Origin of the sequence: Algibacter sp. (genome assembly GCF_029245835.1) — a bacterium.
GTDB lineage: Bacteria > Bacteroidota > Bacteroidia > Flavobacteriales > Flavobacteriaceae > Algibacter_B.
In genome coordinates, this window is sequence record NZ_JAQWOO010000009.1 from 23488 (window position 1) to 38492 (window position 15005).

The following is a 15005-nucleotide window of genomic DNA, read 5'->3' on the forward strand; positions in this document are numbered from 1 at the left end:
GAAAGCTTTGGCGCATCAAGATTTTTTAGTTTATTGTATAGTCCCACTTAGGTGGGAATCTCTTGATTATTATTGTATTTTTAAAGAATTAAATTTCTAATTTTTATGTCTAAAGTTGTTTTAATAACCGGTGGTTCCTCAGGAATTGGAAAGTCTATTGGTGAGTTTTTATCAGAAAAAGGACTCATAGTTTATGGTACGAGTAGAACTCCTGAAAAGTATAAAGCAAGTAAGTTTCCCATTTTATCTTTGGATGTAAAAGATGAAGCTACAATTTATGAAACCGTAAAAACGATTATTGATAATGAGGGCAAGTTAGATGTTGTTATAAATAATGCAGGAGCTGGAATTACAGGGCCTATTGAGGAAATTCCAAACGAAGAAATAAAAAACAATTTTGAAACTAATTTTTTCGGACCAATACATGTTATTAAAGCGGTATTGCCTCAAATGCGAAAACAACATTCTGGATTAATTATAAATGTAACTTCAATTGCTGGTTATATGGGATTGCCTTATCGAGGGGTTTATAGTGCAAGTAAAGGCGCTTTAGAGCTATTAACAGAGGCTTTTAGAATGGAAATTAAAGACTTTAACATAAAAATGACAAACGTTGCACCTGGGGATTTTGCAACCAATATTGCAGCGGGTAGATATCATGCGCCATTACTTGATAACTCACCATATAAAAAACCTTATGGAGATACTTTGGATTTAATGAATACGCATGTTGATAATGGTAGTAATCCTAACATGATGGCTACAGCGGTTTTTAAAATTATAAATACACCAAATCCGAAAGCGCACTATAAAGTAGGGGAGTTTATGCAGAAATTTTCTATTGTTTTAAAACGAATTTTGCCAGATAAAGTTTACGAGAAAATATTGATGAAGCATTATAAGTTATAATGCCAATTATTATTATCAAATGGTAATTGGTAGAATTATCTATTTATTAATCCAAGTAGTTGTTCTTCTAAATGAATTGAAAAAATATTAGTATTACTGTTTGTAATCTTTTTATTCTTATCAATTAGTAGCGTTTTTGTCATGGGATAAACGGCCAATATCTCTAAAGCTTCATTAGGGTTGTTAAGTTTAAATTCGCTAGTATTAATAAAACCATGACTTTCTAGAAGTTTTTTAGATTGCTCTAAACTATATTCATCTATATTAATAGCAATAAATTTTACTTCAGGATATTTAACTTTTAGTTCTTTTAGTTTATAATGACTTTCCTTAAAATGTTCAAAATATTTATGGGACCAGAAGCTTAAAACAGTTGGAGAGTCTATTAGCGTATTAATTTTAATAACGTCTTCATTATAATTTACAACCTTAATCTCTGGAAACTTCAAGCCTTCTTTTAAGTGATTAATAGAATTTGTGTAATGCGACATCATCTTCTTACCTTTCTCGTTACTACTTTTACTTAGGTAAGATTTTAAAAGTGTATTATTATGTTCTTCATTTTTACTTTTAGATAAATAACCCATTGCAAAATGATATAATAAATCATCTTTTATTGATGTATTTCCAATCAAGCTGTCTACAATTTTTAGTCTGTCTAAATTATAGCACAATGATTTTCTATCAAAACACGCATTATTCTCGTGTATGTCATGTCTCTTAAGTGATAAATTACTTAGGTTATACCTCAAAAACTTATTGTATATGTGATGTCCATTCAAAAACTCATCATCATAATTAATATCTTTTCTGTAATCATAAAAGTCATTAGGTAATGCATTTAAAATGGCCGCTTTATTTTTTCCATAATGCACAAAAGGGTAGACCTCTTTACTTGAATAATATGAGTAATCAATATTAGCTTTTGCTATTTTTAAGAATAATGGAGACGGGTTGTATTTGTTAGTAAAATGCTCTAATGCTTTTAATTTATAAGCTTTTAATGAGTCTACTCGTTTTTGAAAGGTAATACCATCAAGTTGACAGAGCTCAATAATATATTTTTCTTCTTGCTCGTTTTTTAAAAACTCATTGATAAAATAATTATTTTTTTTATTGCCTTTACCACTGTAAACTAAAGATTCATCAAAATCTAAAGTGTTTAGCCTAAATAGTAAACTATCTTCAGGTTCTAATAGGATTAATTGAAATTCACCACCGTGCCTTATGGTGTATAGACCTTTGTTTAATTTATCAACTTTATATAAAAACCTATTTCTACCATCTAGCTTAACCGTGTCAATAATGGTCTTGTTTTTTGATAAAACAATGTGCTTTGTATTTGGGTTTATTATCTCACCACCTAAATAGGCATAGTCAAGAGCAGTCTCGTTACCGTCTTTTTTACAACTAATTAAAGTTAAAAGAATACATGTAATTGTAAAGTATAACTTCATAAATTCTTCCTGAGTGATTTGTACTAACAAAAATATAGCTTGTAACTATAAAGTGCTGTTAATGCGTTGTTAAATATTTTACTAAACACATAGGTCATTAAAAGCTTTAAAAACTTAAATATAGCCTTAGTTTAAACTCATATTTTTACCGTAGAAATATTATTTGCCATTAATACCCGAATAATACTGCAAATAGCTAAAAATATAGTCAGCACGAATAAAATGTATATTGTTTTTTTTTAAATAATAGTCTACTTTTTCTTGACGCATGACGTTACTTTAAAATTAGAGCAACTAAGTTTTCGTCTAACCAAAGGAATTTTTTACTTTTGCAAAAAATTAAACAAACCCTTATGTTATCAGTATCAAATCTTTCTGTTCAGTTTGGTAAACGTGTGCTTTTTGATGAAGTAAATACCAGTTTTAATAATGGTAATTGTTATGGCATCATTGGAGCTAATGGATCTGGAAAATCTACATTTTTAAAGATTATTTCAGGGAAACAAGAACCAACGTCTGGTCATGTGTCTTTAGAGTCTGGTAAACGTATGTCTGTTCTAGAACAAGATCATAATTTATACGATGCACACACCGTTTTAGAAACGATTTTGATGGGTAATAAACCACTATTTAAGATTAAGTCTGAAATTGATGCACTATATGCCGATTATTCAGATGAAAATGCAGAGAAAATTGGGGAGCTTCAAGTTAAATTTGAAGAGATGGATGGTTGGAATGCAGATAGTAATGCGGCTTCCATGTTATCAAATTTAGGTATTAAGGAAGAGTTTCATTATACATTGATGGCAGATTTGGATGGAAAACAAAAAGTGCGTGTGTTATTGGCGCAGGCTTTATTTGGTAGCCCAGATGTATTGATTATGGATGAGCCTACCAATGATTTAGATTATGAAACTATCTCATGGTTGGAAAACTTTTTAGCAAACTATGATAACTGCGTGATTGTAGTATCTCACGATAGACACTTTTTAGACGCCGTTTGCACACACATTTCTGATATTGATTTTGGAAAAATAAATCACTTTTCTGGTAACTATACGTTTTGGTACGAGTCCTCGCAATTGGCAGCAAGACAACATGCGCAACAGAACAAAAAGGCAGAAGACAAGAAAAAGGAATTAGAAGAATTTATTCGTCGTTTTTCTGCTAACGTTGCAAAAAGTAAGCAAGCAACCAGTAGAAAGAAAATGATTGAAAAACTTAATATTGGTGATATTAGGCGGACAAGTCGTCGTTATCCAGCTATTATTTTTGAACGCGAAAGAGAAGCAGGAGATCAAATTTTAAATATTGAAGGCTTATCAGCTTCAACAGAAGGAGAAACCTTATTTAAAAACATTGATTTAAACCTAGCAAAAGGAGATAAAGTTGTTGTGTTTTCTAGAGATTCTAGAGCTACAACAGCATTCTATCAAATATTGAATAATAAAGAAAAAGCTGATTCTGGTAAATTTATGTGGGGTGTAACAACAACACAATCGTATTTGCCTCTTGATAATAGTGAGTTTTTTGATAATGAGTTAACGCTGATTGATTGGTTACGCCAATGGGCAACTACAGAAGAAGAACGTGAGGAAGTTAATATTCGTGGTTTTTTAGGTAAAATGATTTTTAGTGGTGAAGAGGCTTTTAAAAAATCTTCAGTATTATCAGGAGGTGAAAAAGTGAGGTGTATGTTATCAAGAATGATGATGATGAGAGCCAACGTACTTCAATTAGATGAACCAACCAATCATTTAGATTTGGAGAGTATTACAGCATTTAATAACTCCCTAAAAAACTTTAAGGGTACCATTTTATTTACAACACATGATCATGAATTTGCACAAACTGTAGCTAATAGAGTTGTAGAATTAACTCCAAACGGCGTTATAGATCGTTACACAACGTTCGATGAATATATGCAGGATAAAAAGATTAAGGATTTACGCGATAAAATGTACGCAGTAAATGTTTAATTAATTTTGTGAATTAGATGTGATAGCTTCTATGGCAATGCGTGCTTTATCAAGTTCGTCTTTATGGACAGAGACTTGTTTGAGTGGTGCATTAGAAGCTCCAAAAATAGGGGATAGTCCCGAATCTGTTTCATCCTTTATAACCGGAATGATATCATGTTTTTCTAATTCAGAAATAATTTTTTGTACTACCAATAAATCACCTGTAAAAATTTCTATATAGTTAGAATCAGACATAGCTTTTATATTTAGTTATAGAATAATATATATTAAAAAAGAACAAGTTTTAAAATCACAAATCACTTCATTAAACACAAGTTATTAAGCCTTAAAAATTAACTCCCACCTTAAATTAAAATCCTTGTTTTCTATCCCTTTATTAAAGGAAGTATGGATTAAGTTTGTAATTTAGATGTTAATTTTTCAACTGTTTTAAAGGCGCTCTTGAGTTCATCCTTATGAACATGAATTTCTTGTAAGCCCTGAACAGGAGATCCAAAACCAGCTAATCGTGCTGATTCAGATTCGTCTTTAATTATTGCACATATGTTTAAATTTTGAAGCTCGTTAAAAATACGTTGAACTTCGATAAAATTTCCTGAAAATACTCTGATGTAATTAGACATATCTTAAATTTTTAAAGCTCCTTTATTAAAGATACGAAATTTTTGAATACAAAATAAGCTACAAAAGAGAAAAACCTTTCAAATTTTAAAATCTGAAAGGTTTAGCATGTAATATGATAATTAGAAATTTACCTTAATTCAGCTCCAAGCTGTTTTTCAAAATTACTTTGAAGCTTATTCATAATTTTATCAATCTGCTTATCAGTAAGCGTTTTGTTTTCATCTTGTAAAGTAAAACTAACGGCATAACTTTTTTTGCCTTTTGGTAAGTTTTTTCCTTGGTAAACATCAAATAGATTAACACCTCTTAATAATTGCTTTTCGCTTTGTTTAGCAATTTTATATATGGATTCAAATGTTATATGGTCATCTAAAAGTAAAGCAAAATCACGACGAACTTCAGGATATTTAGGAATGGCTTTAAACTTAATTTTATTGTGTTTAACAAGGTCTAAAATGGTGTCCCACTTAAAATCTGCATATATAATCTCTTGTGCTATATCAAAATGCTTAAGGATAGGCTTCTTAACTAAACCAAAATCAACCAGTTTGTTTTTTCCTAATCCAAAACTTATACCTTCTGCAAATAAATCACTTTTAATTGGTGATTCATTAAATCTAGAGATTCCTAAACGGTTAAGTATAGAAATTATTAAACCCTTCATCAAGAAAAAACCTGTTTGCTTATTGGTACCGTACCAATTTTCTGATGTTTCTTTACCGGTTATAAATAGGGATAAATGTTTAAATTCTTCGCGCTTATCGTCAAAACCATGATAGGTTTTTCCAAATTCAAATAATTTTAAATCAGAGCGTTTTCTGTTGATATTAAAGGATGCAGCTTCTAAACCAGAAAATAATAAGGACTGCCTTAATACGGATAGATCTCTACTTAAAGGGTTAAGCATTGTTATATTATGCGCTTCTTTTAACTGCTCACTTAATGCTACATAATTTGGTGTTGTAAGTGAGTTCGATAGAATTTCAAAAAAACCCTGTGAAACTAATTGATTTCCAATAATATTTTGAATTTTATAATCTTCAAAGCGTGTTGTAGAAGAAATAGATGCGTTAAGTTTTTCCGTAGTTTTAATATTGTTATATCCGTAAACACGCAGTATTTCTTCAATAACATCAGCCTCTCGCTGAACATCATTTCTGTAAGCAGGTACCGTTAATCCTAAACCTGTTTCAGTAACATTATTTACTTTGATATCTAACGAAGTTAAAATACGTTTTATAGTTTCTTTTGGAATTTCTTCACCAATTAATTTTTCGGCATTTTGAAAACTTAAACGTACCTCAAAATCTTTAATTTTTTTTGGGTATGCATCAATAATATCGCTCGTTATTTCGCCACCAGCAATCTCTTGAATTAATAAAGCAGCTCGTTTTAAAGCGTATTCACAAATATTTGGATCGACACCACGCTCAAACCTAAAGGAAGCATCGGTATTTAATCCGTGACGTTTAGCAGATTTTCTAACACTTACAGGATTGAAGTAAGCGCTTTCTAAGAAAATACTAGTGGTGCTTTCTGTAACTCCAGAATCAATACCTCCAAAAACACCAGCAATACACATGGGTTTTTCATTATCGCAAATCATTAAATCATCTTCGTGTAATTCCCGTTCTATGCCATCTAAAGTGATGAATTTTGAGCCAGCTTTTAAAGTCTTAACTTCAATTTTGTTACCTGAAATTTTTGTAGCGTCAAATGCATGTAGTGGTTGTCCTAAATCGTGTAACACATAATTAGTTGCATCTACAATATTGTTTATTGGGCTTAAACCAATGGCTTTTAAACGGTGTTGTAACCAAGCGGGTGACTCAGCAACTTTTAAACCAGAAATGGTAACACCACAATAACGCGGTGCCAAATCTTTATTTATAACATCAACATCTATTTTTAAGGTGCGGTTTTCAACATTAAAGGCACTTACAGATGGTGTAATTAATTCTAAATTAATATCTTTTTGTACTAAACCTGATTTTAAATCGCGAGCAGTTCCTAGGTGGCTCATAGCATCTGCTCGGTTTGGTGTTAAACCAATTTCAAAAACCTGATCGTTTTCAATATCAAAAATATCAGCAGCCAATGTACCTACTGTAATTTTATCATCTAAAACTAAAATACCATCGTGAGATTTTCCTAAACCCAATTCATCTTCGGCACAAATCATACCATGACTTTCCTCACCTCTAATTTTACCTTTCTTGATAGTCCAAGACTCACCTTCATCAGTATATAAAGTTGTTCCTATAGTAGCTACAGGTACTTTCTGTCCAGCAGCAACATTAGGTGCACCACAAACAATTTGTAATGATGCATCTCCACCAATATCAACTGTTGTTATTTTTAATTTATCTGCATTGGGGTGCTTAATGCAAGTTAAAACCTCGCCAACTACGACACCTTCTAGTCCTCCTTTAATCGATTGGTATGTATTTAAACCCTCAACTTCAAGTCCTAAATCTGTAAGTAATTCGCTGGTTTGTTCTGGTGTCCAATCTGTTTTTAAAAACTGTTTTAACCAGTTATATGAAATTTGCATAAATCAATATCCTATTTGAAGTGACAAATATAAAATATTGCTGCAAGCATTCAAATAAAGCCTTGCGTTTTGTTGGTATATTGTTATGATTTTGATTAATAAATTTTAAACTGATTTTAAGAAGTAAATAATTTTAGTGGTACTAGCGGTTTTAATGTTTTCCTATAAAGAAAAAAATAAATTTAAGATACTTGAAAAGCTTTAGTATAGAATAAAGTTGAGGGTTAATAATTGTTTGAATTTCCATTTTAATTTTGAAATTATTTCTGAAAACGAATTACAAGATTTTAATGCTGAAGAAGATACTAAAGTTAAAATAATAGAATATGGAAACGATGCAGTTATATGCAAATTTAAGGTTTTGAAGGTTTTATAATTTAAAGGTCTTCCAACATCATATTAAAATCGTATTGTAAATCTTCATGCAGTTTATCAATTGTTTTTTTAGCTAATAAAATTTGACGATTGTACATGTTTTGAAGTTGTGTACTTCTTTTTATTGTTGGTTTAAAATCTTTTAGTTTTTTGCAAAAATAGAGAAGGAGCTCTACTTCAGTTTCTTTTTTCTGTGAGTAACGGATAAACTTTTTAACGTTTCTGAGTATTTTCCGAACGCTTTTTCTAATATAAAAATAGCTATCACGATTTATAATTTCAAACTCATCGTCCATATAACTTTTTACTGTTTCTATATAACCACTTTCGTTATGTGATTCAAATAGTAAGTAGGTAAGAAGCTCTTTGTTTTCTTTTTTAAACCTTGCTAAACGTAAACATAGTTCTTGGGTTTCTTTATGTGAAAGCGTATTTAGCTCTTTTTTGATTTCGGGAAGTGGTATGGCTTTCATAAATTTTTTTATACCCCTAAAGTCCCCTCAAGGGGACAATTATTCTGGCATATCTGTGTGTTTATATTTTGTTTAAATTATAGTATCTTAAATATCTGGATTATTTTATTCCGAAAATTTTTAGCGTCTAGATTGTCCCCTTGAGGGGACTTTAGAGGGGCTTTTTTTGATTTTTATTTCTTTTCAATTTATAACTAATTTATTTATTAGTTAATATTTATCAAACAAAGGTGATAAATATAAAAAAATCATAACAAGTGATAAGGATTTACAGATATTAAAAATGAACTTATTTTTTGATAGGAGACTTAAATTGGCGGATATTTGCGTTAGTGCTGCCTGTCTCATGCAAACACCCAAATGATTTAAAATTAAGTTTTATCTCAATTTAGGAAAATCGCTAGGATTTAATTCATGCATCACATCATAAATAGCCTCATAAATATCTTCTGCTGAAGGTTTTGAGAAGTAGTCGCCATCATTACCATATGCGGGTCTGTGTGTTTTAGCTGTTACCGTTTTAGGAGCACTATCTAAATATTGAAAAGCATTTTGCTCATTTAAAATTTTATCTAAAATATATGCTGAGGCTCCACCAGGTACATCTTCATCAATAATAATGACTCTATTTGTTTTTGCAATACTTTTTATTATATCATGATTTAAATCAAAAGGCATTAATGATTGTATGTCAATAACTTCGGCATCTATTCCAACTGCTAAAAGGTCTTTTGCCGTTTGTTCCACAATACGTAATGTAGAGCCATACGATACTACTGTAATATCAGAGCCTTCTTTTATAATTTCTACTACGCCTATAGGTGTTTTAAGCACACCTAGATTATTTGGCATTTTCTCTTTTAGTCTATAGCCATTCAAGCATTCAACAACTATTGCCGGGTCGTCACCAAGTAAAAGGGTGTTATAAAAACCAGCAGCTTTAGTCATGTTTCTTGGTACTAATAAATTAACACCTTTTGCTAAATTTAAAATGCCTCCCATTTGAGATCCAGAATGCCATATGCCTTCTAATCTATGTCCACGAGTCCTGATTATTAAAGGGGCTTTCTGTTTGCCTTTTGTTCTGTAATGTAATGTGGCTAAATCGTCGCTAATTATTTGAATACAGTAAAGAATATAGTCTAAATATTGAATTTCAGCTATAGGTCTTAAGCCACGTAAAGCCATACCAATACCTTGACCAATTATTGTAGCTTCTCTTATTCCTGTATCAGCAACACGTAATTCGCCATGTTTCTCTTGAAGGCCTTCTAGTCCTTGATTAACATCTCCTATATTACCTGTATCTTCTCCAAATATTAGGGCTTCAGGGTAGGTGCTAAAAATAGCGTCAAAATTATCACGAAGTATAATTCTTCCATCTACTTGTATAGCATCATCGTTATAAGCAGGCTTAATTTCTTTTATTCTTGTGTTAGAGCGTTGCGTTTCAGAATATAAATGCGAACTAAATTTAGGCTGAATAGTTTCAAAATAATTATTAATCCATTTGCTTAAAACTTTCTTTTCTGTAAAAGACTCTTCAACAGTATACCTTAGTACTTTTCTAGCGTGGGATAAAATATCTTTTCTTGTTGGCTCACCAATCTTTACTAAACTGTCTTTTAATTTTGAAATAAAAACACGGTTAACACTATGTGATTCAACTTGATTTAAAACAGAAATGAGTTCTTGTTGTTCTTTTTTTACGGGCCTTAAAAAAGTGCTCCATGCATTCTGTCTAGCTTCTCTTACGGTTCTTTTAACAGACCTCTCAATTTCAATAAGTGCTTCATTTGTGGCAATACCACTCTCAATAATCCAATTACGGAATTTAGTGTTGCAATCATTTTTTGTCTCCCAATCTAAGCGTTCAACGGATTTATAACGCTCATGAGATCCTGAGGTAGAATGTCCTTGTGGTTGTGTTAATTCTTGAACATGAATTAAAACAGGAACATGCTCTTCTCTTGCAATAGCTGAAGCTTCTTGATAGGTTTGAATAAGGTTTGCATAATCCCAACCTTTTACTCGTAAAATTTCAAATCCTTTTTGGTCTTTATCCCTTTGAAAACCTTTCAGGATTTCTGAAATATTCTCTTTAGTGGTTTGATGTTTCGCATGCACTGAAATACCATATTCATCATCCCAAATACTAATCACCATTGGGACTTGTAATACGCCTGCAGCATTGATAGTTTCAAAAAATAGCCCTTCGCTTGTACTTGCATTTCCAATAGTGCCCCAAGCCACTTCATTTCCTTCAATAGAAAAATGTGTTGTGTTAATCCCTTTAATTTCTCTATATATTTTTGAGGCTTGTGCTAAACCTAATAAACGTGGCATTTGTCCTGCAGTAGGAGAGATGTCTGCACTAGAATTATATTGCTTGGTTAAATCTTTCCAGCTTCCATTGTCATTTAAACTATGTGTAACAAAATGGCCTCCCATTTGTCGACCAGCAGACATGGGTTCTAAATCTATATTTGTATTTGCGTATAGACCAGCAAAAAACTGTTCTGGGGTTAGTTCTCCAATAGCCATCATAAAGGTTTGATCTCTGTAATATCCAGATCTCCAATCCCCTTTCAAAAAAGCTTTTGCCATGGCTAATTGCGGGATTTCTTTGCCATCACCAAAAATACCAAACTTAGCTTTTCCGGTTAGTACTTCCCGACGCCCTATTAAACTGCATTCTCGACTGATCAGAGCTATGCGATAGTCTGCAATAACTTCAGTTTTAAAGTCTTCGAATGATAAGTTGTTTTTTACGTTGGTTAAGGATTGCATAGGTTCATGCTTTTAGCGTTGCAAAAGTAGTTAAAATCTGCCTTTTTTGCAATTTAATTTTGAGCTAAAAAACTATGAAATCCGTAATAATTAAAATTTTAGTGTTGTTATTATGAATTATATGAAATTTATGTAGGTAAAAACTAATAATAATGTAATACCATTGTTTTAATACCAACGTCTTCTAAATAGACCTAAAAGTGCTTGTGGGTCTGCGGTGAATTTAAAACGAATTTTTTGATCGTAATTAGGTTGACCAATTTCCCAACCTAAGTTAGAATATATCGGAAAATAAACTTCAAAATAATCTGTAACTAAATTTATTCGTATGCCTGAATCATAAACAAATTTTGGAGAAATAAATTTGTTTTTTACTAAGCCTAAATCTCCATAAGCAAGAATGTACTGCCAGATAGTTGTACTGGCATTTATAGTAGTTATCCATTGATTTGCAAATGGTGTTTCTAATTTAGATTTAAAACCACCTTCAGCTTCAATATATTGTTGACTAAAAATACCTGTTGCTTCAGAGCGTCCTAAATAGTTGTAATCGAATAAATAATCTGTTGGTCTATCTAAAGCAAAACTAAAATAATTCGAATTACTATCTGTGTTGTTCTTTAAAAAAGCACCTGCAAATGCGCGGATATTTATTTGTCTGTTACTTTCAAAAAGGCGTCTGAATTCATAATTAAAAGATATTTTACTGAACTTATCACCAATTTGAAAATCGCCATACCATTTGTTATAGTTAATTAAATTGTCATTAGAATTCACATATCTAAGATTCAAAATACTATAATTTGGTTCATTTGAGGTTAAAACATTTGTTAAGTCTTTATCTCTATTAATATTTACATGTCTTAAGCTTAACCATTGCCTTTTATTAGATCTAAAGTCGTTATTTTCTCTAAATGAAAATAGAATTGAAGGTGTGATTTGTCGAACAAATAAATCTTCGGCATAAGAACTATAGCCACCAGCTATACCGTAGGTTATAGAATATAAATCTTTGTTTTTTACATAATGTGTTTTAAAAATTGAAGCAGAACCCGTTAGTGATTTTGATTTAAATGAATAACGTGGAGCAATCTTGTAGTCAAAAAGTTTTCTTAGAACTGTTTTGTTATAAATTTTAGCGCCTGCAGTAAAACCATCATAAATATTATTAAACTCAACTATTGGCATAAAAAATACCTGATTGAAATATGGGTCTTCAATATCTTGAAAAAGTCTAAATTGAAATGGTTTATTGTTGAAGAAAAAACCTTTTAACGATTTCCAATTATCTCGTAAATTAAATTCTGGAATACTATTACTATAATTTAATACAAGTTTATTGGCATCTAAACGCGGAATGGTTAAGGTCTTGTTTTTATTAATGTTCTCTACCCAAATTTTTGAAACAATACTATCGTTATTAAGGCTATATAGCGAAACAGGAGCTTTATTGTTATTTCTATTTAAAATGGTAAGTGTAATAGAATCTTCAGTTTTTTTAACCTTTTTAATTTTAAAATCTATGGTCTTCCTAGTTGTTAAATAATCTTCAAAAAACCAATCAATATCTTTTTCTGTTTTAGATTTGATAAGTTTTTTGAAGTCGTTAACGTTAGTTTCTTTTAGTTTATTTTCTCTTAAAAAGGATTCAATACTATTTTCAACAATATTCTGATTTACAAAATCATCTAAATATTTAAGTCCAACACCGGCCTTGTATTTATTAGCAATATTTTTATTGAATTTTAATAACGAATCTTTAGCCATTGTTAGTGGTTGGTCTCTATTCGTTCTTGCCATTAACATATATGCTAAAACATATTTATCATTAAATTTCATATCAGCAGCATGAAATGAACGGACACCCCAAAAATCGGAGATTTCACCTAAAAATTTCATGTTAGGGTAGTGCTCATCAACATATTTCATTAAATAATAAATCTGTATGCCGTCAATTAACCATTGCTCTTTTCTTGGATTAATTAAAAGGGTATTTGATAAGTAATTATATAAAGCAATTTTTAAAATTTTCAATTCGTATTGAAAATGGTTGGGATAAGGTTTTATAAAACTTGGTAAAAAATTAAGCCCGTAAATAGGGTCTTTTTCATAATCAATTTGAGTTATGAGCAATTTATTATGTGGGTATTTTCCAAATTTTTTAGTGATGAATTTGGTGACTTTTTCTGTAATCAATATTTTGTCAATAACTTCTAAGCCTTCATCACCTATATTTGAGATTAAAGTGAAATTATCATCTTGTACACTCTTAAAATCTGAAATTTTACTCAAAAATAATTTGTTATTAAGTCTATTATTTCCTTTAAGATTAACTATTTGTTTGTCAGGGAGTTGTTTTGTTTTTTCTACATCTAATTCTGAGATTAAATCATATCCGTTTGGGTGTTCAATCTCTAATGTGACATCTGATTTAGGAATAAATAAATCGTCTAAATTTTTATTACTAAAATAATGCCATTTGCCATTATAAATAGCAGGAGTTATATACCAGTATCTTAAGTTTATATCGCCTTGATCTGTAATACCATATTTAGTAAATTTCGCACTTGGAATTTTTACTAAATATTGAAGGTTAATAGAGTAAGAATCATTAGGTTTTACGGGTTTGTTTAAAATAACTTTTAGAATATCAATTTGATTTTTTACTTGTTGAAATATTAAATTTTCACCATTTTGCTGCATAGAAGTAACTACAGAATAGCCTCTATCTTTGTTTTTAGCAAGATGAAAATCGTTATTATATTCATCAGCAATACGAATGGCTAAAGGTGTTTTTTTTGTAGCGTAACTATTGTTCCAATCGTTTAAATAGATGGTGTCTAAAACATCATTTGTCGTATTTTGATACTGTATATTTTGAGTGATTTTTATTTGTCTATTATCAATATCAAAAATAGCTTTGACATCAATTTTATTTTGACCAAAACTTGTAAGACAAATTAAAAAAAACAGAAAACAGTTAAAAAAAATTTTCAATTTTCAATAGCATTAACGGTTAATAAATTCATGAAAGGCGTTGCAATATAGTAAAATATGATGGGTTATAACTTAGCACTACAGTTATGATGGGTATATGATAATTGTGGTGTTTAATAGATATAGAAGTTTGCGTTTTAAAAATTAGGACTTAGACCTGAATTTTTATAAAAATTATCTAATATGGTGATTACTTCATCTTCGGTATCTACCAAATGAATAAGATCTAAATCTTTTTCGCTTATATTACCAAAAGTTTCAAGTAGTGTACTTTTAATCCAATCCATCAAACCTTTCCAGAAATCAGTGCCGACTAAAATAATTGGGAACTTTTCAATTTTATAAGTTTGTATGAGTGTCATAGCCTCAAAAAGTTCGTCTAGTGTACCAAAACCACCAGGCATAACTACAAAGCCCTGAGAGTATTTAACAAACATTACTTTTCTAACAAAAAAGTAATCAAAATCTAAACTTTTATCATGGTCTATATAAGGATTATCATGCTGCTCAAATGGTAAATCTATATTTAAACCAACAGAAGTTCCTCCACCTAAATGAGCACCTTTGTTACCGGCTTCCATAATACCAGGTCCACCACCTGTAATAACGCCATAACCAGCTTCAACAATTTTTTTAGCTACGTTTTCTGCGAGTTTGTAATATTTATGATCTGGCTTTGTTCTTGCTGAACCAAAAATAGACACACAAGGTCCAATTTTACTCATTTTCTCAAAACCATTTACAAATTCGCCCATGATTTTAAAAATGGCCCAAGAGTCGTTAGTTTTTATTTCATTCCAGCCTTTATGGTGCTTTTCTTTTCTCATAGTTCAAAATATTTATG

The 15005-nt window shown here is 30.6% G+C and carries 10 protein-coding genes; 2 read left to right on the forward strand and 8 right to left on the reverse strand.

Annotated elements, in window-relative coordinates; genetic code table 11:
• The first annotated feature begins 105 nt into the window (after nucleotides 1–105).
• Entirely contained in the window at nucleotides 106–909 is an 804-nt protein-coding gene (locus P8K68_RS01145) for an SDR family oxidoreductase (protein WP_300247365.1), read from the forward strand.
• Between the two features lie 35 nt (nucleotides 910–944).
• On the opposite strand, the gene P8K68_RS01150 is transcribed toward P8K68_RS01145, so the two are convergent.
• Nucleotides 945–2396 (reverse strand): hypothetical protein, encoded by a 1452-nt coding sequence (locus P8K68_RS01150; RefSeq protein ID WP_300247367.1) that lies wholly within the window; start codon nucleotides 2394–2396, stop codon nucleotides 945–947.
• A gap of 323 nt (nucleotides 2397–2719) precedes the next feature.
• Between P8K68_RS01150 and P8K68_RS01155 the strand changes: the two genes are divergently transcribed.
• Nucleotides 2720–4345 carry an ATP-binding cassette domain-containing protein gene (locus P8K68_RS01155; RefSeq protein WP_300247369.1) on the forward strand — a complete coding sequence of 542 codons (1626 nt, stop codon included), beginning with the start codon at nucleotides 2720–2722 and terminating at the stop codon, nucleotides 4343–4345.
• On the opposite strand, the gene P8K68_RS01160 is transcribed toward P8K68_RS01155, so the two are convergent.
• The 7 genes from P8K68_RS01160 to P8K68_RS01190 all read right to left on the reverse strand — a co-directional run bounded on the left by P8K68_RS01160 (nucleotide 4346) and on the right by P8K68_RS01190 (nucleotide 14988).
• Nucleotides 4346–4582: a DUF2007 domain-containing protein gene (locus P8K68_RS01160; protein WP_300247371.1), complete on the reverse strand. Its 237-nt coding sequence runs from the start codon at nucleotides 4580–4582 to the stop codon at nucleotides 4346–4348.
• A 158-nt stretch (nucleotides 4583–4740) separates the two neighbouring features.
• Nucleotides 4741–4971, reverse strand: coding sequence for a DUF2007 domain-containing protein (locus P8K68_RS01165; protein ID WP_300247373.1), 231 nt, complete (start codon nucleotides 4969–4971; stop codon nucleotides 4741–4743).
• Nucleotides 4972–5099: 128 nt separating this feature from the next.
• A complete protein-coding gene (gene pheT, locus P8K68_RS01170) occupies nucleotides 5100–7526 on the reverse strand; it encodes a phenylalanine--tRNA ligase subunit beta (RefSeq protein WP_300247375.1) in 2427 nt (808 codons plus the stop codon).
• A gap of 377 nt (nucleotides 7527–7903) precedes the next feature.
• Nucleotides 7904–8374, reverse strand: coding sequence for a hypothetical protein (locus P8K68_RS01175; RefSeq protein WP_300247377.1), 471 nt, complete (start codon nucleotides 8372–8374; stop codon nucleotides 7904–7906).
• Nucleotides 8375–8752: 378 nt separating this feature from the next.
• Entirely contained in the window at nucleotides 8753–11164 is a 2412-nt protein-coding gene (locus P8K68_RS01180) for an alpha-ketoacid dehydrogenase subunit alpha/beta (RefSeq protein ID WP_300247379.1), read from the reverse strand.
• Nucleotides 11165–11332: 168 nt separating this feature from the next.
• Nucleotides 11333–14161, reverse strand: coding sequence for a metalloprotease (locus tag P8K68_RS01185; protein ID WP_300247381.1), 2829 nt, complete (start codon nucleotides 14159–14161; stop codon nucleotides 11333–11335).
• Between the two features lie 137 nt (nucleotides 14162–14298).
• Nucleotides 14299–14988 (reverse strand): TIGR00730 family Rossman fold protein, encoded by a 690-nt coding sequence (locus P8K68_RS01190; protein ID WP_300247383.1) that lies wholly within the window; start codon nucleotides 14986–14988, stop codon nucleotides 14299–14301.
• Nucleotides 14989–15005: the final 17 nt, after the last annotated feature.

What these genes read in the sequence shown, in the direction of transcription:
- P8K68_RS01175 (WP_300247377.1), bottom strand. Translation starts at nt 8,374, where the DNA reads ATGAAAGCCATACCACTTCCCGAAATCAAAAAAGAGCTAAATACGCTT.
- P8K68_RS01165 (WP_300247373.1), bottom strand. Translation starts at nt 4,971, where the DNA reads ATGTCTAATTACATCAGAGTATTTTCAGGAAATTTTATCGAAGTTCAA.
- P8K68_RS01155 (WP_300247369.1), top strand. Translation starts at nt 2,720, where the DNA reads ATGTTATCAGTATCAAATCTTTCTGTTCAGTTTGGTAAACGTGTGCTT.
- pheT (WP_300247375.1), bottom strand. Translation starts at nt 7,526, where the DNA reads ATGCAAATTTCATATAACTGGTTAAAACAGTTTTTAAAAACAGATTGG.
- P8K68_RS01145 (WP_300247365.1), top strand. Translation starts at nt 106, where the DNA reads ATGTCTAAAGTTGTTTTAATAACCGGTGGTTCCTCAGGAATTGGAAAG.
- P8K68_RS01180 (WP_300247379.1), bottom strand. Translation starts at nt 11,164, where the DNA reads ATGCAATCCTTAACCAACGTAAAAAACAACTTATCATTCGAAGACTTT.
- P8K68_RS01190 (WP_300247383.1), bottom strand. Translation starts at nt 14,988, where the DNA reads ATGAGAAAAGAAAAGCACCATAAAGGCTGGAATGAAATAAAAACTAAC.
- P8K68_RS01160 (WP_300247371.1), bottom strand. Translation starts at nt 4,582, where the DNA reads ATGTCTGATTCTAACTATATAGAAATTTTTACAGGTGATTTATTGGTA.